This window comes from Amphritea balenae (assembly GCF_003858655.1).
GTDB classification, from domain to species: Bacteria; Pseudomonadota; Gammaproteobacteria; order Pseudomonadales; family Balneatricaceae; genus Amphritea; species Amphritea balenae.
Genome location: NZ_RQXV01000008.1, coordinates 214,264 through 235,841, shown reverse-complemented (window position 1 = coordinate 235,841; position 21,578 = coordinate 214,264). Strand labels below are relative to the sequence as shown.

The 21,578-nt window shown below is 48.3% G+C and carries 18 protein-coding genes; 6 read left to right on the top strand and 12 right to left on the bottom strand.

What is annotated here, in order from left to right; all coding sequences use genetic code 11:
* Positions 1-35 precede the first annotated feature (35 nt).
* The 4 genes from adk to EHS89_RS14910 all read left to right on the top strand — a co-directional run bounded on the left by adk (position 36) and on the right by EHS89_RS14910 (position 2,911).
* On the top strand, positions 36-692 hold the full coding sequence (gene adk, locus EHS89_RS14925) for an adenylate kinase (protein WP_124926956.1): 657 nt from the start codon (positions 36-38) through the stop codon (positions 690-692).
* A 111-nt stretch (positions 693-803) separates the two neighbouring features.
* On the top strand, positions 804-1,817 hold the full coding sequence (gene hemH / locus EHS89_RS14920; RefSeq protein WP_124926955.1) for a ferrochelatase: 1,014 nt from the start codon (positions 804-806) through the stop codon (positions 1,815-1,817).
* A 1-nt stretch (position 1,818) separates the two neighbouring features.
* On the top strand, positions 1,819-2,559 hold the full coding sequence (rlmB, locus tag EHS89_RS14915) for a 23S rRNA (guanosine(2251)-2'-O)-methyltransferase RlmB (protein ID WP_124926954.1): 741 nt from the start codon (positions 1,819-1,821) through the stop codon (positions 2,557-2,559).
* Between the two features lie 31 nt (positions 2,560-2,590).
* The gene (locus EHS89_RS14910; protein ID WP_124926953.1) at positions 2,591-2,911 is read left to right on the top strand and encodes a thioredoxin family protein; all 321 of its coding nucleotides are present in this window, start codon (positions 2,591-2,593) and stop codon (positions 2,909-2,911) included.
* 71 nt (positions 2,912-2,982) lie between these two features.
* On the opposite strand, the gene EHS89_RS14905 is transcribed toward EHS89_RS14910, so the two are convergent.
* Together EHS89_RS14905 and EHS89_RS14900 are read right to left on the bottom strand one after the other, a co-directional pair.
* On the bottom strand, positions 2,983-4,173 hold the full coding sequence (locus tag EHS89_RS14905) for an acetate/propionate family kinase (protein ID WP_124926952.1): 1,191 nt from the start codon (positions 4,171-4,173) through the stop codon (positions 2,983-2,985).
* A gap of 1 nt (position 4,174) precedes the next feature.
* Positions 4,175-5,116 carry a bifunctional enoyl-CoA hydratase/phosphate acetyltransferase gene (locus tag EHS89_RS14900; protein WP_124926951.1) on the bottom strand — a complete coding sequence of 314 codons (942 nt, stop codon included), beginning with the start codon at positions 5,114-5,116 and terminating at the stop codon, positions 4,175-4,177.
* 378 nt (positions 5,117-5,494) lie between these two features.
* On the opposite strand from EHS89_RS14900, the gene EHS89_RS14895 reads away from it, so the two are divergent.
* On the top strand, positions 5,495-5,863 hold the full coding sequence (locus EHS89_RS14895) for a histidine triad nucleotide-binding protein (protein WP_124926950.1): 369 nt from the start codon (positions 5,495-5,497) through the stop codon (positions 5,861-5,863).
* 86 nt (positions 5,864-5,949) lie between these two features.
* Here EHS89_RS14895 and EHS89_RS14890 read toward each other — a convergent pair whose 3' ends face one another.
* The 7 genes from EHS89_RS14890 to EHS89_RS14860 all read right to left on the bottom strand — a co-directional run bounded on the left by EHS89_RS14890 (position 5,950) and on the right by EHS89_RS14860 (position 15,122).
* Positions 5,950-7,467, bottom strand: a complete 1,518-nt coding sequence (locus tag EHS89_RS14890) for a SpoVR family protein (RefSeq protein WP_124926949.1) — start codon at positions 7,465-7,467, stop codon at positions 5,950-5,952.
* Positions 7,468-7,481: 14 nt separating this feature from the next.
* Positions 7,482-8,759, bottom strand: coding sequence for a YeaH/YhbH family protein (locus EHS89_RS14885; RefSeq protein WP_124926948.1), 1,278 nt, complete (start codon positions 8,757-8,759; stop codon positions 7,482-7,484).
* Between the two features lie 39 nt (positions 8,760-8,798).
* Positions 8,799-10,721 (bottom strand): PrkA family serine protein kinase, encoded by a 1,923-nt coding sequence (locus tag EHS89_RS14880; RefSeq protein ID WP_124926947.1) that lies wholly within the window; start codon positions 10,719-10,721, stop codon positions 8,799-8,801.
* 166 nt (positions 10,722-10,887) lie between these two features.
* Positions 10,888-12,003 (bottom strand): dihydrolipoamide acetyltransferase family protein, encoded by a 1,116-nt coding sequence (locus EHS89_RS14875; protein WP_124926946.1) that lies wholly within the window; start codon positions 12,001-12,003, stop codon positions 10,888-10,890.
* Positions 12,000-12,983: an alpha-ketoacid dehydrogenase subunit beta gene (locus tag EHS89_RS14870; protein ID WP_124926945.1), complete on the bottom strand. Its 984-nt coding sequence runs from the start codon at positions 12,981-12,983 to the stop codon at positions 12,000-12,002. The genes EHS89_RS14875 and EHS89_RS14870 overlap by 4 nt, the downstream gene beginning before the upstream one ends.
* Positions 12,976-14,064, bottom strand: coding sequence for a pyruvate dehydrogenase (acetyl-transferring) E1 component subunit alpha (gene pdhA / locus EHS89_RS14865; RefSeq protein ID WP_124926944.1), 1,089 nt, complete (start codon positions 14,062-14,064; stop codon positions 12,976-12,978). Before pdhA ends, EHS89_RS14870 begins: the two co-directional genes overlap by 8 nt.
* 11 nt (positions 14,065-14,075) lie before the next feature.
* Complete coding sequence (locus EHS89_RS14860; RefSeq protein ID WP_124926943.1) at positions 14,076-15,122, bottom strand: Glu/Leu/Phe/Val dehydrogenase family protein; 1,047 nt, start codon at positions 15,120-15,122, stop codon at positions 14,076-14,078.
* A 588-nt stretch (positions 15,123-15,710) separates the two neighbouring features.
* Here EHS89_RS14860 and EHS89_RS14855 point away from each other — a divergent pair.
* Positions 15,711-16,889, top strand: coding sequence for a L,D-transpeptidase family protein (locus EHS89_RS14855; protein ID WP_229753762.1), 1,179 nt, complete (start codon positions 15,711-15,713; stop codon positions 16,887-16,889).
* A gap of 71 nt (positions 16,890-16,960) precedes the next feature.
* Here EHS89_RS14855 and EHS89_RS14850 read toward each other — a convergent pair whose 3' ends face one another.
* The 3 genes from EHS89_RS14850 to purH form a co-directional block, all read right to left on the bottom strand.
* Entirely contained in the window at positions 16,961-18,454 is a 1,494-nt protein-coding gene (locus EHS89_RS14850; protein ID WP_170167515.1) for a tetratricopeptide repeat protein, read from the bottom strand.
* 159 nt (positions 18,455-18,613) lie between these two features.
* Positions 18,614-19,897, bottom strand: coding sequence for a phosphoribosylamine--glycine ligase (gene purD, locus EHS89_RS14845; protein WP_124926940.1), 1,284 nt, complete (start codon positions 19,895-19,897; stop codon positions 18,614-18,616).
* Between the two features lie 75 nt (positions 19,898-19,972).
* On the bottom strand, positions 19,973-21,556 hold the full coding sequence (gene purH / locus EHS89_RS14840) for a bifunctional phosphoribosylaminoimidazolecarboxamide formyltransferase/IMP cyclohydrolase (RefSeq protein ID WP_124926939.1): 1,584 nt from the start codon (positions 21,554-21,556) through the stop codon (positions 19,973-19,975).
* Positions 21,557-21,578 lie beyond the last annotated feature (22 nt).

The following is a 21,578-nucleotide window of genomic DNA, read 5'->3' as shown; positions in this document are numbered from 1 at the left end:
TAAAATTATAAAATTAGAAATGGAGCAATCCTGACATGCGTATCATTCTTTTAGGTGCCCCGGGTGCCGGTAAAGGTACACAGGCCCAGTACATCTGCGATAAGTACGGCATTCCACAGATTTCAACCGGTGACATGCTGCGTGCAGCAGTAAAAGCAGGTACTCCTCTGGGTATCGAAGCTAAAAAAGTGATGGATGCTGGTGGCCTGGTATCAGACGATCTGATTATCGGTCTGGTAAAAGAGCGTATTGCTGAATCTGATTGCGGTAACGGTTTCCTGTTTGATGGTTTCCCACGCACGATTCCTCAGGCTGATGCCATGAAGGATGCGGGTGTAGCAATTGATGCGGTTGTTGAGATCGATGTTGCTGATGAAGAGATCATCAAGCGTATGGCCGGTCGTCGTGTACACCCTGGTTCAGGCCGTACTTACCACGTTATCTTTAATCCACCTAAAACTGAAGGTAAGGATGATGTAACCGGTGAAGAGCTGGTTCAGCGTGCTGATGACCAGGAAGATACCGTTAAGCAGCGTCTGGATGTTTACCATGAGCAGACTGCGCCGCTGATCACTTACTATAAGGGCTGGTCTGAAGAAGCGCCGGCTGAAGCACCTAAATATAACTACATCCCAGGTGTAGGTGGTGTTGAAGATATCCGTGACGCGGTGTTTGCATCACTGGAAAAGTAAATGATTCACTGATCAGATGATCCTGATTCGAAAAAACCGCCTGACTGGCGGTTTTTTATTGCGCGTAATTCCGGGATAATACCGGCTTTCTTAACTGACGGGTCAATGCTGATGTCCCAGCCGAAAAAAGCCATACTGCTTGTAAATCTGGGCTCGCCTGATGAGCCTACACCCGCTGCTGTTCGACGTTACCTGAAAGAGTTTCTTTCTGATCGCCGTGTGGTTGAAGGTACGGGTCTGCGGCGTTTATTCTGGCTGGCAGTGCTAAACAGCATTGTTCTGACTTTAAGACCTAAAAAAGTTGCGAAACTATACGCCTCGATCTGGGATGGTGATTCACCTTTACGACGAATCCTGAATCAACAGGTAGCAGCACTGGATCTGGCGCTGCAGACGGATTTTCCTGACTCTGGTGTGCAGGTGTTCCCGGCGATGACTTATGGTAATCCGGGTCTGGCTAAGCGGCTGAAAGAGTTATCCGATGCGGGTTACGAAAAAATTCTGGTGTTGCCACTTTATCCACAGTTTTCGGCAACCACGACTGCGCCTATTTATGATCAGGTTTCGGCTTTTCAGGCTGCGGAGCGTAATTTCCCAGAGATTCAGGTGTTAAAGGATTATCATGATCACCCGCTTTATATTAAAGCGTTGGCTGAGTCTGTTAGGCAGCAACGAGCGAATCAGGCAGTCGCTTCCGAGCAGCTAATTCTCTCTTATCATGGTATCCCTCAGGAGTATGCCGATAAAGGCGATCCATATCAGCAACAGTGTCATCGTACATCTGAGCTGTTAGCTCAGTCACTGGGGCTATTGGATACTGAGTGGCAGACTACCTTTCAGTCCCGTTTTGGGCCGAAGAAATGGCTCCAGCCTTATACCGACAAAACACTGGAAGGGCTGCCGGCAAAAGGCATTAAACATATTGATATTATCTCACCCGCTTTTTCAGCGGATTGCCTGGAAACATTAGAAGAATTGTCGATAGAAAATCGCGATATCTTCAACGCTGCAGGTGGCGAGAGTTACAACTATATTCCGGCGCTGAATGCAGATCCGGCTATGATCCGATTGCTGGTGGGGCTGGTAAAAGAGCAGTCCTCAAGCTGGTTAACAAAAGAGAATTAAGATGCGCGCTGAATATATTTTTGGTATCCATGCGGTAACGACTGCTGTGCAACGTGATGCAAAGCGGATCAAAGGGATGTGGGTTCAGAAAGGCCGGACAGATACAAAAGTACAGAAGCTTCTGGATCTGGCTAAAGCCGAAAACATTCGAATTGAGTGGACTGACCGTAAAGAGCTGGATGCGATGGCGGAAGGCGGCGTACATCAGGGCGTAGTCGTGGCTTGTGAGCCTATTCAGGCGAAAAATGATCAGTTTCTGGATGCCATGCTGGATAAGCTGGAAGAGCCTGCTTTCCTGTTGATACTGGACGGTGTTACTGATCCGCATAATCTGGGTGCTTGCCTGCGTACTGCGGATGCTGCCGGTGTGCATGCGGTAATAGCGCCTAAAGATAAATCTGCCCCATTGAATGCGACCGTGAGTAAAGTCGCTTGTGGCGCCGCTGAAGTGGTGCCCTACGTACTGGTCACTAATCTGGCACGTACGATGAAAGATCTGCAGCAAAAAGGTATATGGATTACCGGTACTGCAGGTGAGTCTGAAGTACTAGTGTACGATGCTGATCTGAAAGGGCCTATGGCGCTGGTTATGGGCGCTGAAGGTAAAGGTATGCGTCGTTTGACCCGCGAGCATTGCGACCATCTTATTAAGATCGATATGGCGGGGGAAGTTTCGTCCCTGAATGTTTCGGTGGCGACCGGTGTATGTTTGTTCGAAGCGGTGCGGCAAAGAAAAGCTTAATAGCTATCCAGAGTCGTAGGAACGGAAACTGATGAACAGACTCGATGAGTTGAATGCTGTGCAACAGGTTCTCCAGGATAATGATCTGGTACTGATATATTTTAGCGGTGAAAACTGTTCTGTATGTGAGGTGTTAAAGCCAAAGATTTCACAGGCTTTAGAAGAGCGTTTTCCTGGGGTTTGTCAGATCGAAGTCCACTTAACCGAGCTGAATAGCATTAGCAGTTTCTTTGGTGTGTTCAGTATTCCTACCCTGTTATTTTTTCGTGAGACAAAAGAGTGGCTAAGGGAAGGGCGGAACCTCAGTGTGAAGGCTTTTCTGCAGGATGTAGAACGGGTTATGAGTTATTAAAAAGGAGACCCCCAGGTCTCCTTTTTAAATAGTAACAGAGCCGTTTCCAGCCGGCCCGGTAAGATTAGTATTTAGGTGTTACCTAATACTTCCTCTGTATGAAGCGCAATCATCGCTTCTTCGTTGGTTGGGATCACCCGCACAACGACTTTGCTTTTCTCTTTACTAATTACTGGTAAAGCATCTTTATTAGCGTTTTTATCCAGCTTAATGCCTAACCATTCAAGTTGTTCACAGATTCGCTTGCGCAGGCTGTTATCGTTTTCACCTACACCGCCGGTAAATACCAGTTGCTCCAGTCCTTGCAGGGCTGCGCTCAGGCGTCCGATCTCCAATGCTGCCCGATAGGCGAACATAGCGATCGCTTCTTCCGCTTCAGGCTGATCGGATTGTTGCAGTTCCAGCATGTCGGAACTGATGCCGGAAACGCCCAGCCAGCCGCTCTCTTTGTAGAGAAAGCTTTCCAGCTGATCGGTATCCATATGGTAATGGCGTTGCAGATAGAGCAGTACACCTGGGTCTATATTGCCGGTACGGCTACCCATCGGCAGGCCATCGACGGCGGTGAAACCCATGGTCGAAGCGATCGACTTACCCTTGCTTACCGCGCACATGCTGGCACCGGCGCCTAAGTGACAAACAATGGTCTTATTCAGCTCGGCACCGTTACCAATCTGTTCGAGTGAGCGTTGAATAAACTCATATGACAGACCGTGAAAACCGTACTTGTGGATACCCGCTTCAGTATATTTACGGGGTATCGCATAGTGCCGTTCAACCATAGGCTGGCCGATATGAAACATAGTATCGAAGCAGGCTATTTGAGGTAGTTCAGGTTCCAGCTGCTGACAGGCGCGGATCAGTTTCAGGTTGTATGGCTGATGCAACGGTGCAAGTGGAATAAACTCTTCCAGCTGCGCCATGATCTCTTCGGTGATCAGGACCGGGTCACTAAAGGCTTCGCCGCCGTGTACTACCCGGTGACCAAATGCATTGATACGGCTATCCGGTAGCTGATTGTGGACCCATTGCATGACACGGTCCAGACAACCCTGGTGACGATCATCCCGGTTAATGCCGGTCATATCCAGTTGCTGCTGATCCAGTGTATTGCCATTACCGGCGACGACTTTCATCACCGGAGTATTGAGAATGTTGCCCAGTTTAAACTGATACAGGCATTCAGTTTGTTGTATCCTGCGGGAAAAAAGTGCGCACTTCAGGCTAGAAGAACCACCGTTAACTGTCAGAATCAAACCCATCTTATTTAACCCCCGCCGGGTGTAGAACCATATGTGATGCCAGAGCGCATGAGGCCAATCGGGCCAGTGTACCATCTGAGCGACTATTGAGAATTATAGGTGCACGGGCACCTAATGCGATTCCAGCTGATTTTGCATCAGCCAGATAGATCAGCTGTTTTGCAATCATGTTCGCTGATTCCAGATCTGGGGCCAATAAAATATCAGCATCGCCAGAAACCGGTGAGCTGATATGTTTATCCATTGCCGCCTTTTTGGAAATAGCGTTATCAAATGCTAGTGGACCATCGATGATAGCGCCGGTGATCTGGCCCCGGTCTGCCATTTTGCATAGTGCAGCCGCATCGATAGTGCTTTGCATTGAGGGTTTTACTTTTTCTACCGCTGCCAGAATAGCCACCTTAGGCTGTTGAATACCTAACGCGTGGCAGAAATCGATAGCGTTCTGAACGATATCCCGCTTTATTAACAGATCAGGGGCAACATTAATTGCTGCATCGGTGATCATCAGAGGCTTATGATAATTGGGCACGTCGAGAACAAAGATATGGCTCTGACGGCGTTCGGTACGAATACCCAGTGTTTTGTGAATAACGGCGTTCAGCAGCTCAGAAGTACCCAGGTCACCTTTCATCAGCGTTTCGGCACGGGCTTCGCGCACTAAACTGACGGCTTTTTCAGCAGCAGCATGGCTGTGCTCTACATCGATTAGCTCATAGTTATCAATACTCAGCTGGTGGCTTTCTGCTGTTGCTCTGATCTTCGCTTCAGGGCCGATCAGGATAGGTTCGATCAAGCCTCGCTCAGCCGCTTCAATGGCTCCCATAAGTCCGTTATGCTCAACCGGGTGTACAACGGCTGTGCGAACCGCTCGGGCTTTAACGGCTTCTTCAATAAAGAATTCCAGTTGGTTATGAACTGGGGGTTTTTCAGAAAGAATCATGGTGATAACTCCAGGTCTTCGGTAGCTGTAAGCACAGGATCACTCTGCTTTCAGCTAATGCGCCCGTTGATTTTGAGGACGCGATTTACTCTATGGCGATAGTATGAACTTCTTATGACGCGGCGCAACACTAAGTCTGACTAAAATGGTTACTTGATGCCTTAAATGTTAGATTTTTTGATCTAACGCACTTGCGTAAAGGTGGTTGGATTGTCGAGCTGAGTTTGGTTTGTTTTTTTGAGCGGGTATTAGGTATTTAACGTGAAAAAAGAGATATAGCTGAGTTATTGAGAAGGTGCCTGGGTAAATTAACTTGAACTGCAGCCTATTCGGGTGGTGTAATCCTGATACTGCAATGATGAGAGAAGAGTGAGTGCTATGGACTGTCTGTTTTGTAAGATTCTCAATAAAGAAATTCCGGCGGATGTGATCTACGAAGATGATAAAGTAATCGCGTTTAACGATATCGGTCCCCAGGCGCCCACTCATGCGCTGATTATTCCCCGTAAACATATCGCGACTCTGAATGATATCGCCCCTGAAGATACCGAAGTAGTCGGGCATATGGTTAGAGTGGCGGGAATTATTGCTGAACAGCAAGGCTTTGCCAGCGACGGTTATAGAACGGTGTTTAATTGTAATAGTCACGGAGGCCAGACGGTTTATCATATTCATCTGCATCTATTGGGTGGTAAACCAATGGGCTGGCCACCCTATCAGGATACGCTGAAAGCGCCGATCGACTAAATAAAACCGCCTGATGGCGGTTTTTTATTTTTAAAGAAAGTGTTTGATAAAAATGCTCGATAACCAGGCTTAATAATAGCTTAGATTTACGCGGGCTCCTCAGTTTGCAGGATTGGCGGGCAATGGTTGGTATCGACAATCTCGCCATCAGGGGAAACCGATTCTAAATGAACATCAAAACCCCATAATAGATGAAGATGCTTAAGTACTTCGTCGGTGCTTTCGCCCATTGGCTGCTGATTGTGCATAAAATGTCGTAGCGTCAGTGACCGGTCACCCCGGACGTCGACATTGTAAATCTGAATATTCGGTTCGCGATTACCAATGTTGTAGCTGGCGGCCAGATCTTCTCTGACTTTCTGATAGCCCGCATCATCATGTATTGCACCCACCTGCATGGTGCTGAGAGCTGAATTGTCAGTGATAGTGAACAGGCGTAACTCCCTTATCATATGGGGAGACAGGTACTGCAGGATAAAGCTTTCATCCTTATAGTTACGCATTGCATGATGCAGGGTTTCATTCCAGTCACTGCCTGCAATATCTGGAAACCAGAGCCGGTCTTCATCGGTTGGGTGTTCACAGATACGACGAATATCCTGCATCATTCCGTAGCCCAGCGCATAGGGATTGATACCGTTGAAATAGGGCGCATCGAAGGGCGGTTGATAGATAACGCTGGTGTGCGAGTGTAAAAACTCCATGATAAAGCCGTCGGTTACCAGCCCTTCATCGTGCAGATGATGGAGCAGAGTATAGTGCCAGAAACAGGCCCAGCCTTCGTTCATCACCTGCGTCTGTCGCTGTGGATAATAGTACTGGGCAATCTTACGCACTATGCGGATTATTTCTCGCTGCCAGGACTCCAGTAAAGGGGCGTTTTTCTCAATGAAGTAGAGCAGGTTTTCTTCGGGATCGGGCGGGAAGCGCGGTGTTTTGTTTTGCTCCTCTTCCTCTTTCTTCGGAATAGTATTCCAGAGTTGGTTCAGGTGGCGCTGGATATACTCTTCACGCTCTACCTGCCGGACTTTTTCCTCTTCAGTGGTGATGGGTTGTGGGCGTTGATACCGGTTCACGCCGTAGTTCATCAGCGCATGGCAGGCATCTAATACTTGTTCTACCGCATCGACTCCGTGGCGCTCTTCACATTTATTGATATAGTTTTTTGCGAATAACAGGTAATCAATAATTGCTGAAGCATCGGTCCAGGTGCGGAACAGATAATTACCTTTAAAAAAAGAGTTATGGCCATAGCAGGCGTGGGCAATAACCAGTGCCTGCATGGTCATAGTGTTCTCTTCCATCAGGTAAGAGATACAGGGATTAGAGTTGATAACTATTTCGTAAGCCAGCCCCATCTGACCACGCTTATATTGCTGCTCAGTAGAGACAAACTGTTTACCAAAAGACCAGTGGTTATAGTTGAGGGGCATGCCAACTGAGGCATAGGCATCCATCATCTGCTCAGAGGTAATCACTTCGATCTGGTTTGGGTAAGTGTCCAGACCATAATGTTCTGCGACCCGGGCGATCTCAGAGTCATACTTTTGAATCAGCTCAAATGTCCATTCGGATCCGGTCGAGATAGGCTCGCGCTTCTTCATAGAGTGACTCCTTCCTATTCTTTTTTCTCGAACAGCTTTCTGAACACCGGGTAGATGTCTGAAGGTTCTACAATCGTTTGCATAGCGAAGGTTTCTTCAAACTTTTCCCGGATCTGTTCATATTCCAGCCAAAGGTTTTGATGCGGGCCTGTGGTTATTTCAACATAGGCAAAGTATTGCACCAGGGGCAGGATCTGTTTCTCCAGAACATCCCGACAGATGTGTGAGTCACCATCCCAGTTATCCCCGTCTGATGCCTGGGCTACATAGATATTCCAGTCACCGGCTGGATAGCGATCCCGGATAATGTCTGCGCTCAGGTTAAGCGCACTGGAAACAATGGTGCCGCCGGTTTCTCTGGAATAGAAAAACTCCTCTTCATCGACCTCTTTAGCGTGGGTGTGATGGCGGACAAAAACCACTTCAATATGTTTGTAGCTGCGAGTTAAAAACAGGTAAAGCAAGATGAAGAAGCGTTTAGCGATATCTTTAATCGACTGAGTCATTGAGCCGGATACATCCATGACGCAGAACATCACTGCTTTTGAACTGGGCACCGGCGTGCGGATAAGGTTGTTGTATTTGAGATCAAACTCATCAATAAAGGGCATTCGTTTGATACGTTTATTGAGTACTTTAATCTCTTCGTTAAGCGCGACAATCTGCTGCTCTGCTTCTACATCCGGTAGTCGCTGCTCCAGTGTCAGAATCTCTTTTTTAAGTTCTCGGATTTTACGGCGCTCTTTTCCTGACAGGGCAATCCGGCGGGCATTTGCAGCCCGCAAAGAACGTACTACGTTGAGCTTGTCGGGTGAGCCTACACTGGTAAAGCCAGCCCGGCGGACCTCAAAGCTGGTGGCATCACGCAGCTGCTTTTTAATCATATAAGGCAGTTCCAGATCTTCAAACATGAAGTTCAGAAACTCTTCCTGATTGATCTGAAAAGTGAAGTCATCCTCGCCTTCACCCTGATTACTGGCTTGCCCCTGGCCGGCACCACCGCCACCACCGCCACCTTCTGGCCGTTTAATCTCATCGCCAGTGATAAACTCTTTGTTACCGGGGAATACCCGCTGACGAATACCACCATTACCATGATGGAAGATCGGCTCGGAGATATCTTTATTAGGGATGCTGACTTCACCACCCTGATCGATATCCCGAATACTACGGTTGTTTACAGCGTCTTCTACGGCACGTTTAATATGCTTTTTATAGCGTCGTAGGAAGCGCTGTCTATTGACAGTGCTTTTCTTCTTAGCGTTGAGGCGGCGATCGATGATATAGCTCATACAGCGCTCTCCTGCTCAGACCCGAAAGGGTAAATCCCATTACTGGGATTTACGTACTCTGATGTACCATTCAGACAACAGTCGTACCTGCTTCTCGGTATAACCCCGCTCGGTCATCCGCTTAACGAATTCGCTGTGCTTTTTCTGGTCTTCAGTGGAGGCTTTCGGATTAAAGGAGATAACTGGTAGTAGATCCTCGGTGTTTGAGAACATCTTCTTCTCAATAACCGTACGCATCTTCTCGTAGCTGTTCCAGGCTGGATTTTTACCATCGTTATCAGCCCGGGCACGTAGTACAAAATTAACGATTTCGTGACGGAAATCTTTAGGATTGCTGATGCCTGCAGGTTTTTCAATTTTTTCCAGCTCTTCACTTATCGCCTGACGGTTGAGGATGTCACCGGTATCCGGATCACGATATTCCTGATCCTGAATCCAGAAATCTGCATAGGTGACATAGCGGTCAAAGATGTTCTGACCATACTCGGAATATGATTCGAGATAGGCGGTTTGAATCTCTTTACCCAGGTACTCAATATACTTAGGCGAGATAAACTCTTTCAGGAATCCGATCAGCTTTTCCTGAGTCTCCTGCGGGAACTGTTGTTGTTCAATCTGTTGTTCCAGTACATACATCAGGTGTACCGGGTTGGCGGCAATCTCAACCGGATCAAAGTTAAAGACTTTAGACAGAATCTTAAAGGCGAAGCGGGTAGAGATACCCTCCATGCCTTCATCGACACCGGCTGAATCTTTATATTCCTGCATCGATTTTGCTTTAGGATCGGTATCTTTAAGATTTTCGCCATCATAGATTCGCATCTTAGAGAAAATATTAGAATTTTCAGGATCTTTGAGTCGTGACAGTACCGTAAACTGAGCTAGCATACTGAGCGTATCCGGTGCACAAGGTGAGTGTGCCAGCGAGCTGTTTTCAAGCAACTTCTCGTAGATATGAACCTCTTCAGAAACCCGCATACAGTAAGGTACTTTTACGATATAGACTCGGTCGATAAAGGCTTCATTGGTTTTGTTGTTTTTAAAGGACTGCCACTCAGATTCATTCGAGTGGGCCATGATAATGCCTTCAAATGGAATCGATGCCATTCCCTCGGTACTGTTGTAGTTACCTTCCTGGGTTGCCGTTAGCAGAGGGTGGAGCACCTTGATAGGGGCTTTAAACATCTCTACAAACTCCATCAGGCCCTGGTTGGAATGACACAGAGCTCCGGAGAAACTGTAGGCATCAGGGTCATGCTGAGGAAACTCTTCCAGCATCCGAATATCGACTTTACCGACCAGGCTGGAAATATCCTGATTGTTTTCATCACCAGGCTCTGTTTTGGAAACCGCGGTCTGATTGAGAATAGATGGATAGAGTTTAACTACCCGGAACTGGGTAATGTCACCACCAAACTCATGTAACCGTTTAACTGCCCAGGGGGACATCAGGCCTTTAAGGTAGCGATGTGGAATGCCATATTCCTCTTCCAGAATGGTGGCATCCTCTTCTGGGTTAAACAGGCCTAGGGGGGATTCGTGAATCGGGGAGCCTTTAATCGCATAGAAAGGGATATGTTCCATCAGGGCTTTCAGGCGTTCTGCCAGCGAAGACTTACCACCGCCGACCGGACCCAGCAGGTAAAGAATCTGTTTTCTTTCTTCCAGACCCTGAGCGGCATGTTTGAAGTAATCGACTATCTGCTCGATCGCCCCTTCCATACCGTAAAATTCAGCAAAAGACGGATAGCGCCGGATCATCTTATTGGAGAATATTCTACTCAGTCGAGGGTCGCGGGCTGTGTCGATCATTTCTGGTTCACCAATCGCTGCCAGTAGACGCTCAGATGCGCTGGAATATGCGATAGGATCATTCTTACAGATCTCTAAATACTCTTGCAGGCTGTATTCTTCCTCCTGCTTCGAGTCGTAACGCGCCTTATACCTTTCGAAAATACTCATATGCCACCTTCCTGTATATCTGTCTTATAGCGAGCAGCCTGATCAGAGCTCGCTGGTCTGTTAAGGGCTCATAACTTGTTCTCTCTGTTTGTTCTTATTTAAGTTTAGTTCAAGCTCTACCGTCTGGAAGAAAAAAAAGGATTTTTTTTGTTCCCGCTTTTTATAATTAAGTAATTGTTTTTTCAGATAAATCGTCTATGACTGCTCGAATAAATCGAGCCGCTTCGCCGCCGGTTGCTGCACGATGGTCAAAGGTAAGCGAAAGTGGCAATACTCGTCTGATAACAACTTCATTTTCTAGAGCCACGGGTTGATTACGGATTACACCGGCGCCCAGAATTGCCACCGTAGGCGGAACGACAACAGGGGTGGCGTAGCGGCCAGCGATGGTGCCAAAGTTACTCAGTGTGATGCTTCCGCCCTGCAGCTCTGCTGGTGGAATGGTGCGGTTGATAACATCCTCTCGCATTCGGTCGAGGCCACCGCGAATATCGCTGAGCGAACGGTTACCAATATCTCTTATTACGGGTACAAACAGACCCTGTTCAGTATCTACAGCAACGCCAAGGTTTATCCTGGAATGTAATCTACGGGCCAGTTGGTGACCATCAAACCAGGCGTTCATGGCGGGTTCTGCTTTACAGCCTGCGGCAATGGCATGGATAAGTCGCATGGTTACATCTTCATTGGTATTCCAGTCCTGTATCTCGACATCTTCACAGAGGGTGACCGGTACCACTTCGGCATGAGCCCGGGCCATGTTCTTAGCCATCTGTTTGCGTACTCCGCGCAGGGGTTCTGCCTTGCCGTGGGTGCGATCTGTCCGCGCGGCCCGTTCAATATCTTCAGGGGTTATCTGACCATTGCGCCCGCTGCCCTGTAGATGCTCAGTGGTGACTTCAAGCCGGTTGGCCAGGGCTCTGACGGCAGGCGTCATCTGCTGGCTATGGGCAATAGTGCTGGGCGCTGCGCCGATAAAAAAATTATCCTCTTGAGTCACTCCAGCATCCGTTTTAAGCACCCCCACCACTGTTCCGCTATCATCCTCTTCGCCGGCAAACTCAATTAATGGCTCGCCGGTATGAATCGTGTCGCCTGACTGACCAAAGAGATGCGAGATAACGCCGTCCTGTGGTGATGGAATTTCGATAATGGCTTTGGCTGTTTCCACAGTAACCAGAATCTGATCGGTCGTGACATGGTCCCCTTCGCTGATCTGCCATTCCAGAATTTCAGCTTCAGGCAGTCCTTCGCCAAGGTCCGGTAGCTTGAAATACTTCATGAGAACTCCAGAGTGCTAGTGACGGTTTCAATAATGTCAGCACTATTCGGCATGTAGTGGTTTTCCATCCTGTAGTAAGGCATAACTGTGTCGTAGCCGGTTACTCTGCTGACCGGCGCCTGTAAACTAAGAAGACCCTGCTCTGCAATCGTGGCAGAGATCTCTGCGCCTACGGCACAGCTTTTAGGTGCCTCATGAATGATGACGCAGCGGCCAGTCTTAGCGACAGAAGCTAGAATGGTCTGATGATCAATTGGATTAAGGGTGACAACATCGATCACTTCACAACTGATATCCCGTTTTTTGAGCTGGTCCGCTGCTTCCAGAGTCTCCTTAATCATTGCCCCCCAGCTTACCAACGTGATATCTGAGCCTTCACGCAAGGTATAACAGCGATCCAGTGGCAGTGCTTTACCATTGTCCTCGACCGGTTGGGCATTTAGTCGGTAGATCCGCTTAGGCTCCATAAACAGCACTGGGTCGGGATTACGGATAGCTGCCAGTAATAAGCCATACGCGCGGGCCGGAGAGGAAGGGATAACCACTCTCAATCCAGGGATATGAGCAAACAGTGCTTCGGTACTTTCTGAGTGGTGTTCTGGTGCGTGGATACCACCGCCGAAAGGTACTCTGAGTACCATGGGGCAGGTCAGGCGGCCACGGGTACGATGGCGTAGGCGGGCGGCATGGCCGATCATATGTTCCATGGTGGGAAAGATGAATCCCATGAACTGGATTTCGGCTACAGGTTTCAGTCCTTGCGATGCCATACCCACTGACAGGCCTGCGATCATCGTTTCTGCCAGAGGGGTATCCAGTACTCTTTTGATACCGAATTGTTCTCTCAGACCTACAGTAGCCCGAAATACACCACCGTTGGTGCCAACGTCTTCACCTAATATGACGACAGAGTCATCATGTTGCATCTCATGTTGCAGGGCCAGGTTAACCGCTTCGATCATAGTGATTGAATTACTCATGATGGCTACCTCCCGGTTGGGCATTACGGATCAGTTTATCCCGCTGTTCTTGCAATGCTTCAGGAAGCTCGGCATAGAGATAGTCGAACAGGTTTTCAATGGGCTGAGGTGGCATCGCCAGGTAGTGATCAACCCCTTTTTGAATAATCTGGCTGACTTCATTCTGCCAGGCAGTTTCTTGTACTTCATCCCACCATCCCTGGCTGTGCAGGTAGGTTTGTAAACGTTTAACAGGTTCCCGGTCCCAGGCCGCCTTAAGTTCATCATTGCTACGGTAGCGGGTCGCGTCATCGGCCGTGGTATGGTCTGATAATCGATAGCTGATCGCTTCGATCAGGGTGGCCCCTTTTCCTTCGCGGGCATGTTTTAAGGCTTCATTAACGGACTCATGCATTGCGATAACATCATTGCCATCAACTTGTTCACCCCGAATACCCGCACCAATGGCTTTTTGTGCGAGTGTGGCAGCGCCACACTGAATAGAGCGGGGGACAGAGATTGCCCATTGGTTGTTATTCACGATAAAGATGACCGGTAACTGCCAGGCACCGGCGACATTAAGGGCTTCCATAAAGTCGCCTTTGGAGGTAGCTCCATCGCCGCAGACCGTCACCGCCACCCGCTTCTCACTGCGTATCTTAAAAGCCGTTGCAACACCCGTTGCATGTAGTGCCTGGGTTGCAATGGGAACAGCATTGGGAAAGTCTTCTGCCATGGCTGGTGATGAGTTACCCCGTTCGTCACCGCCCCAGTAGCTAAGCATCTCGCCCATAGGTAAACCCCGGAGCATCTGCAAGGCATGATTACGATAGTAGGGAACCAGAACATCCTCTTTCAGCATCAATTCGCCCAGTACCGTATCTATCGCTTCTGAACCTAGTAGTGATGCATAGGTGCCGATTTGGCCGGTGCGCTGCAGGGCGATAATTTTATTGTCCAACTGACGTGCCAATACCATGTTGCGATAATAGTGGACCAGCTGCTCTGGCTTCTCTGCCCACTGAGGCATTTTTTGTAGGGCTGTGCCTGATTCAGAGAGGTAGCTGCTGTAGTGGATTTCGGCAGTATAAACAGTATCCATAGCGGTCTCCTTCATGCGACCTGATGGGGTTTAAGGCTGGCGCGATGAATGATCGCTTCGGCGCGCTGATCGGCTATCAGATTGGTCGGTCTGTTTTCGGACTGGGCATGTTTGTATAACTCCAACAGGGCATCGTGGATGCCAAGTACTTTCTGATGGATGACCTGCTGATGATGTCGCGCATGTTGCAAGGCTACGAAGATAAGTCCCCCGGAGTTAATCAGGTAGTCGGGGGCGTATAAAATGCCTCGCTGATGTAATAAGTCGCCTGACTGGTCATCGGTGAGTTGATTATTGGCTGAACCGGCAATGATGCTGACATTTAAGCGATCGATGGTATTGGGCGTAAGAATTGCCCCCAGGCCACATGGACAGAAAACATCTGCATCAACATCGTAGATCTGTTCAGGGCTGATTCCGGTAGCCCCCAGCTCTTGTTCTGCCATAGTGACTTTTGCCGGATCTATATCCGATACTGAGAGACGGGCGCCGGCATTATTGAGTAACTCTGCCACTGCATAGCCAACATGCCCCAGCCCCTGAATAGCAACATGGATGCCTTGTAGGTCTGCGATGCCCAGCTTAAACATGACGCTGGCACGAATACCGGCAAACACGCCTTGTGCTGTTGATACCGAAGGGTCACCCATATCCGTGGTGCAAGTGACATAGTGGGTACTTAGGGCGATGTTATCCATATCGCTGATCTGAGTGCCGCTATCCATAGCAGTAATATATCGGCCTCCAAGGCTGTCGACAAAGCGGCCAAAGTCCTGCATCAGAATATCGCGGTTATAGAGTCTTTCCGGTTTGATCAGAACCGCTTTGCCCCCACCATGAGGGAGTCCGGCCAGTGCTGCTTTATAGCTCATGCCTTTTGCCAGTCGGATCGCATCGGTGACTGCAGCAGCAGTGTCTGAATAGGAGATAAAGCGGCAACCACCGATAGCGGGGCCGCGAAAAGTATCATGGATGGCAATTATCGCCTGTAGCCCGGTAGCAGGGTCCTGCCAGAAATGCAGATCCTGTAATCCGGCACTTTCCATCTGTTTAAACATGACGGGATCCTCCGTACGCGTTTCAACCTATGAATAATCTGTATGCCTGTTTTATCAATTGCCGATCTTTTGGATCGACCGATCTTTTCGATCAGTTTGTCTTTTGGATAGCACAGTCTGATGGAAAGTTCAGGTTTGAAAGGGCGTCGGAAATTTTTTTTATTGACCCGTATCGAACGATTATTCATTTTGTTGCAGCGCATTAACTAGCGATTGGATAAGGGCTGAAGCGAATTGAGTAAGATAGCGGTTAGAGGAGGAGAGAGAAGTGAAAAAAATATCAAATTTATTTATGCCTTGATTTTGAACTGAAAGTTGCTACTTCGCCCGTATTAAGTGAGTAAATGTTATTAAAATCGTAGAAATATAAGCTAAAGAGGTTTTTTTATACCGAAATGGTGTTAAGTATGCTGTGCTTTAGCCGTTAACTGGTTAGAATTGTTTGCGGGTTCTGTCCTGAGTGCTGAAAAACAGCGCGTAACAGGTATAATCTGGCTAACAAATTGAAACTGTTGCAGTTAATGGTCACTGATCTTAATTATGAAAATCGCTACCGTTAAAAATAAAGCGCGGCCACTGAAGAGACTTATGTTGTTCTCTGCGGTGTGTTCGCTGCTGTCTTTTAATACTCTGGCTGAAGATACGGCGTTAAGTCTTGATCAGGAAACCTTGTTGTTGGCAGGTCTGGGTGATCTTCAGCAGAATCAGGTAGGTGGTGCCGTTGCCAAACTGCGCACCCTGGTACAGGAGCAGCCTGACTTTAAATTAGCGCAATTGATTTATGCTGACCTGCTTGCGGCTCAAAGCGGAACGCTGAGTGCCATGGGTAATAACGGTAAAGGTGACCAGAAAACCCTGCAAGGGTTAATCTCTGAAGCCCGTGCGCGGGTGAGTATTGAGCAATACCGTCCTGTCGCAGGCACTATTCCTGGTAGCTTGTTGCAGATGTCTGCAGAACAAGAACATGTCATTGTTATTGATACGAAATTATCCCGGCTTTATCTGTTTGAAAATCGCGATGGTACGCCTGAGCTGATCAGGGATTATTATGTTTCTTATGGTCGTGGCGGGGTTGATAAACGCAAGCGGGGCGATCTGAAAACGCCGTTAGGCGTGTACTTTACCACCGGACGCTTAACCGATGAGCAGCTGCCGGCCCGCTATGGAACCGGTGCTCTGCCGCTGAATTATCCAAATGCATGGGATCAACGTCTGGGTAATACCGGTAGTGGTATCTGGGTGCATGGTTCACCTAAAGATACCTTTAGTCGAGCGCCTCAAGCCAGTGAAGGCTGTTTATCCCTGAGCAATAATCACTTTACTGAGCTGGATGGAATTGTTGATTTTAATTCAACGCCGGTTTTGATTGGCACTCAGTTTGAGTGGCTAGACCGGGCAGAGTGGCAGGCTAAGCGTCAGAGCTTTACTCAGGTTGTTGAAGCATGGCGGACGGACTGGGAAAGTCGTGATGCTGACAGTTATCTTAGCCATTATTCACAGCAGTTTGATAATGGCGAAATGAAGTTTAGTCGCTTTGCCAGTCACAAACGTCGGGTGAACGGCAGTAAGGCGTTTATCGATGTTGATATTGAAGATCTGAGTATCTATCAGCATCCGGATAAGCAGGATATGTTTATTGCTACGTTTAAGCAGAACTATAAAAGTGATAATTACAGTAGCAGTAGTGTTAAACGTCAGTACTGGGTTAATGAAGAGGGCAAGTGGCGTATCGCCTATGAAGGCCTGCCCCAGCGAGGACAGCCCTGAGCTTTTTAACAGCCCCGAGATAAACAAAAAAACCGCCATTTGGCGGTTTTTTTTATAGCAGACTAAAACCCTTATAAGGTAGTTTCGGTCATGATTTTCCAGCTACCATTTTCTTTGGTAAAGATCAGGGTCTTATATACAGAGTCTTTATAGGTGTTGGACTGATACGTTTGCTTAAAGACTGAGCGGATTTTGTCGTTCTCCATCTTGGCTAACGAAATGTCTGAGATGTCGACCTTAATGAATGTCGGTTTTGACAGGCGTTTATTCCGGCCCCACACCCATTCTTCATGAGTGACTTCACTCGAGGGTGAGTACTGGGATGTGTAGAATCCTAGATAGTCCTGAACACTCTGAGAGGACCAGGCGTTGGCCCAGCCGTTGATCAGTACTTCAATATCGGCATTTATCTGGTCGGTCAGCTCTGATGTACTTTGAACGATTGCAGTCCCGGTGACCGGTGCTGCTGCTTCAGAACTGTCCTCTTTAGAAGCGGTTAGTTCTGAACTACTACCTTCTAAAGTAGTCGTTTCTTCTGGGGTGCCAGGTTCAGAAATACTGGTCTGAGTGGTTGCAGGCTCTGTTGTTGCAACAACCGCTACGGTTGAAGAGTCAGATTTATCATCATTCTTCTGAGTAATTGCAACGCTTGTTTCGTTTACAGGCTTATCGTCAATAACGGGCACAATACCCTCGGAAATATCGCGCTCCTCGATAACCGGCTCGGTAATTTCGGTCGCTGGCTTTACGAGGGGCTGTTGCTTGGGTGTTGCTGTCTCAGATATCTGTAGAGTCTGAGGAGCAGCGCCTGGAGCCTGATATACCTGATCCAGGATAGCCAGATTAGCTCTGGCAGGATCGCTAGATTTATCCAGGTCCAGGGCACGGTTGTATGCCTGAGTTGCCAGGGTTGCATAGACTGCTTTTAAATTGGCCTGAACCTGTGCATAACTTGGGTGGGTATCAAACGCCTGAAGTAGCGTATCTACCGCTTTATCATTTTTGCCCTGGCGCGCGTAAACGGCAGCCAGATTGTTGTAAGGTTCGGGAGAATCTGGATAGAGCTGAATTAGCTTATTGAATATATCCGCCGCTGCATCCAGTTTATTCTGATTCATCAGGGATGTGCCGTACAGCAACCAGCCGTTAGGATCTTTTGGGTTGTTGATAAGGTAGTTATCAACCTGATCAAAGGCGGCTTGTGTATTACCCTGGCTTTGTAATTTACGAGCCTGCTTCAGTTCGCTGGCAAGTAGCTGGGAATTAAAGGCTATTTTTTCTTTGAGTTTACCGGACTGAGGCTGGCTGATGTTGGCCTGGGTGCCTGCCTGACTCAGTTCTTCATCCTGCAGCCAGCGGTTTAACTCATTTAGTTTAGCGTCGATATCTTTTTGATTAGCCTGAAAATTTTGTGACTGACTACAATCAAAATTATTTTCAGCGCCAGCACTCTGACAAAAACTATCGCTAGTGTCTGCCGCGTTCAGCGTAACAGCACTACAGAGTAAACTAACCGCCAGCGTTGGTACTAGTGCACGGTTAAAGAGTGCTTTTGTTTTTATCATAGGAATCTGTTCCATTTGAACCAATATCAACCACTAAAACTTTCAGTAACTGGCGATTATAACTGGAAATACGGCTGGGGTAAGTATTGATCAGAGATATTTGGCAGATAAAAAAACAGCCACATGAAGTGGCTGTTTATTTAAAGCGGCAAACCTGGATTACTGCTGTTCGCGAGCGATAGCGCGGTAGGCAATATCATCCCGGTAGTAAACACCATTCCAATCGATCTGCTTAACCAGTTCGTAAGCACGTTGCTGAGCTTCGGTTACACTGTTACCCATGGCAGTGGCACATAGTACGCGTCCACCGTTGGTAACGATTTCGCCGTCTTTCTGTGCTGTACCAGCATGGAACACTTTAGTACCTTCAGCCACTTCAGCAGGCAGGCTGATAACATCGCCTTTACCATAATCGCCTGGGTAGCCGCCAGCTGCCAGAACAACACCTACCGCACAACGGGAATCCCAGTCAGCGCTAGTCTGGTCAAGTTTCTGGTCCAGAGCCGCATTACAAAGCTCTACAATACTTGATTTCAAACGTAGCATAATTGGCTGAGTTTCAGGGTCGCCAAATCGGCAGTTATACTCGATAACTTTAGGCGTTCCATCAGCGTCGATCATCAGGCCAGCATAAAGGAAGCCTACGTAACGGTTACCCTCGTCAGCCATGCCTTTAACGGTTGGCAGGATAACTTCATTCATAATGCGCTGATCGATTTCTGGAGTGACGACGGGAGCAGGGGAGTACGCACCCATGCCACCAGTGTTCAGGCCAGTATCACCATTGCCCATCCGTTTATGATCCTGGCTGGTGGCCATTGGCAGTACATTGGTACCGTCAACCATAACGATGAAGCTGGCTTCTTCGCCTTCCAGGAATTCTTCGATAACTACGCGGTGACCGGCTTCGCCAAAAGCGTTGCCTGCCAGCATATCTTTTACTGCGTCTTCAGCTTCTTGCAGAGTCATCGCAACGATAACGCCTTTACCTGCAGCCAGACCATCAGCCTTAATTACAATCGGAGCCCCTTGTGCCTGAACATAAGCCAGGGCAGGCTCGATCTCAGTAAAGTTCTGATAATAACCGGTCGGAATCCCCTGGCGTTCGAGAAAGTCTTTAGTGAAGGCTTTAGAGCCTTCCAGTTGTGCAGCGCCTTTTGACGGGCCAAAACAACGCAGACCTTCGCTTTCAAAACGGTCAACAATACCTTCTACCAATGGCGCTTCAGGGCCAACGATAGTCAGTACAATATTGTTTTCTTTGGCAAAGGCAACCAGTGCATCCTGATCCATTACATCAAGAGCGATGTTTTCCAGCTTAGGCTCAATTGCAGTACCGGCATTACCGGGAGCTACAAAGACTTTAGCTACATTAGCGTCCTGTGCTGCCTGCCAAGCCAGTGCGTGTTCACGACCACCGGAACCAATTACTAATATGTTCATATTTGTACCTTAATCCTGAAAACGTCCAGAAAAGAGAAGAGCCAGATAAACTGGCTCTCAGGAGTCTGACTGTGCTTAGTGGCGGAAGTGGCGCATGCCAGTAAATACCATCGCCATACCATGCTCATTGGCAGCATCAATGACTTCCTGGTCGCGCATAGAGCCACCTGGCTGAATTACTGCCTTGATACCGGCAGCGGCAGCGGAATCGATACCGTCACGGAATGGGAAGAATGCATCAGATGCCATAACAGAACCTTTAACTTCCAGGCCTTCATCAGCGGCTTTAATGCCAGCAATCTTAGCGCTGTAAACACGGCTCATCTGACCGGCGCCTATGCCGATAGTCTGGCCATCTTTGGCGTAAACGATCGCATTAGATTTAACAAACTTGGCAACTTCCCAGCAGAACAACAGATCACGGATTTCCTGTTCAGTTGGCTGAAGGGTTGTAACTACCTTCAGTTCGCTGGCATCAACCATACCCAGATCCTGGTCCTGAACCAGCAGACCGCCGTTTACGCGCTTGTAGTCAAAACGGCTGGTGCGATCAGCAGACCACTCGCCACATGACAGCAAACGAACATTAGGCTTGCCGGCAACAATGTCTGAGGCTTCCTGAGTAACGCTTGGCGCAATGATAACTTCAACAAACTGACGTTCTACGATCGCCTGAGCGGTAGCAGCATCCAGTTCGCGGTTAAAAGCGATGATGCCGCCAAATGCTGAAGTCGGATCGGTCTGGAAAGACTTGTTGTATGCTTCAAGAATGTTTTCGCCAATAGCCACACCACATGGATTTGCGTGTTTAACAATAACGCAGGCAGGCTCTTTGAAAGGTTTAACACACTCCAACGCAGCATCGGTATCAGCAACGTTGTTGAAAGAAAGCGCCTTACCTTGTAACTGACGAGCGGTAGATACGCTGGCTTCAGCAGGGTTAGCTTCAACATAGAAAGCAGCTTTCTGATGCGGGTTTTCGCCGTAACGCATCTCCTGCGCTTTAACAAACTGAGTGTTAAAGGTGCGTGGGAAGTCAGCAGGCTCATCTACACTACCGTCGGTGATAGCACCCAGGTAGTTGGCGATCATGCCATCATAAGCAGCGGTGTGTTCAAATGCCTGAACCGCCAGATCAAAGCGGGTTGGGTGAGTCAGCCCTTTATTCTCATCCAGTTCTTTGATGATCCGGTCATAATTGTCAGCAACAACGACGATAGCAACGTCTTTATGGTTTTTAGCCGCAGAACGAACCATGGTCGGGCCACCGATATCGATGTTTTCGATCGCCAGTGGCAGATCGCAGTCTGGACGCGCGATGGTCTGCTCGAACGGGTACAGGTTTACAACGACCATATCGATCGGTGTAATACCGTGTTCGTTCATAATTGCGTCATCGGTGCCGCGACGACCCAGAATGCCGCCATGTACTTTAGGGTGCAGGGTCTTAACCCGGCCGTCCATCATCTCCGGAAATCCGGTGTAATCGGATACTTCGATCGCTGCGACGTTGTTATCTTTCAATAGCTTGTAAGTGCCGCCAGTAGAAAGAATTTCTACACCGCGCTGGCTCAGCGCCTGGGCAAATTCAACGATACCTGTTTTGTCGGAAACACTAATAAGTGCGCGACGTACCGGAGTGATTTTCTGCTCTGCCATGGTTTGATCTTCTGAATTAAGT

What these genes read in the sequence shown, in the direction of transcription:
- adk (WP_124926956.1), top strand. Translation starts at nt 36, where the DNA reads ATGCGTATCATTCTTTTAGGTGCCCCGGGTGCCGGTAAAGGTACACAG.
- hemH (WP_124926955.1), top strand. Translation starts at nt 804, where the DNA reads ATGTCCCAGCCGAAAAAAGCCATACTGCTTGTAAATCTGGGCTCGCCT.
- rlmB (WP_124926954.1), top strand. Translation starts at nt 1,819, where the DNA reads ATGCGCGCTGAATATATTTTTGGTATCCATGCGGTAACGACTGCTGTG.
- EHS89_RS14910 (WP_124926953.1), top strand. Translation starts at nt 2,591, where the DNA reads ATGAACAGACTCGATGAGTTGAATGCTGTGCAACAGGTTCTCCAGGAT.
- EHS89_RS14905 (WP_124926952.1), bottom strand. Translation starts at nt 4,173, where the DNA reads ATGGGTTTGATTCTGACAGTTAACGGTGGTTCTTCTAGCCTGAAGTGC.
- EHS89_RS14900 (WP_124926951.1), bottom strand. Translation starts at nt 5,116, where the DNA reads ATGATTCTTTCTGAAAAACCCCCAGTTCATAACCAACTGGAATTCTTT.
- EHS89_RS14895 (WP_124926950.1), top strand. Translation starts at nt 5,495, where the DNA reads ATGGACTGTCTGTTTTGTAAGATTCTCAATAAAGAAATTCCGGCGGAT.
- EHS89_RS14890 (WP_124926949.1), bottom strand. Translation starts at nt 7,467, where the DNA reads ATGAAGAAGCGCGAGCCTATCTCGACCGGATCCGAATGGACATTTGAG.
- EHS89_RS14885 (WP_124926948.1), bottom strand. Translation starts at nt 8,759, where the DNA reads ATGAGCTATATCATCGATCGCCGCCTCAACGCTAAGAAGAAAAGCACT.
- EHS89_RS14880 (WP_124926947.1), bottom strand. Translation starts at nt 10,721, where the DNA reads ATGAGTATTTTCGAAAGGTATAAGGCGCGTTACGACTCGAAGCAGGAG.
- EHS89_RS14875 (WP_124926946.1), bottom strand. Translation starts at nt 12,003, where the DNA reads ATGAAGTATTTCAAGCTACCGGACCTTGGCGAAGGACTGCCTGAAGCT.
- EHS89_RS14870 (WP_124926945.1), bottom strand. Translation starts at nt 12,983, where the DNA reads ATGAGTAATTCAATCACTATGATCGAAGCGGTTAACCTGGCCCTGCAA.
- pdhA (WP_124926944.1), bottom strand. Translation starts at nt 14,064, where the DNA reads ATGGATACTGTTTATACTGCCGAAATCCACTACAGCAGCTACCTCTCT.
- EHS89_RS14860 (WP_124926943.1), bottom strand. Translation starts at nt 15,122, where the DNA reads ATGTTTAAACAGATGGAAAGTGCCGGATTACAGGATCTGCATTTCTGG.
- EHS89_RS14855 (WP_229753762.1), top strand. Translation starts at nt 15,711, where the DNA reads ATGTTGTTCTCTGCGGTGTGTTCGCTGCTGTCTTTTAATACTCTGGCT.
- EHS89_RS14850 (WP_170167515.1), bottom strand. Translation starts at nt 18,454, where the DNA reads ATGATAAAAACAAAAGCACTCTTTAACCGTGCACTAGTACCAACGCTG.
- purD (WP_124926940.1), bottom strand. Translation starts at nt 19,897, where the DNA reads ATGAACATATTAGTAATTGGTTCCGGTGGTCGTGAACACGCACTGGCT.
- purH (WP_124926939.1), bottom strand. Translation starts at nt 21,556, where the DNA reads ATGGCAGAGCAGAAAATCACTCCGGTACGTCGCGCACTTATTAGTGTT.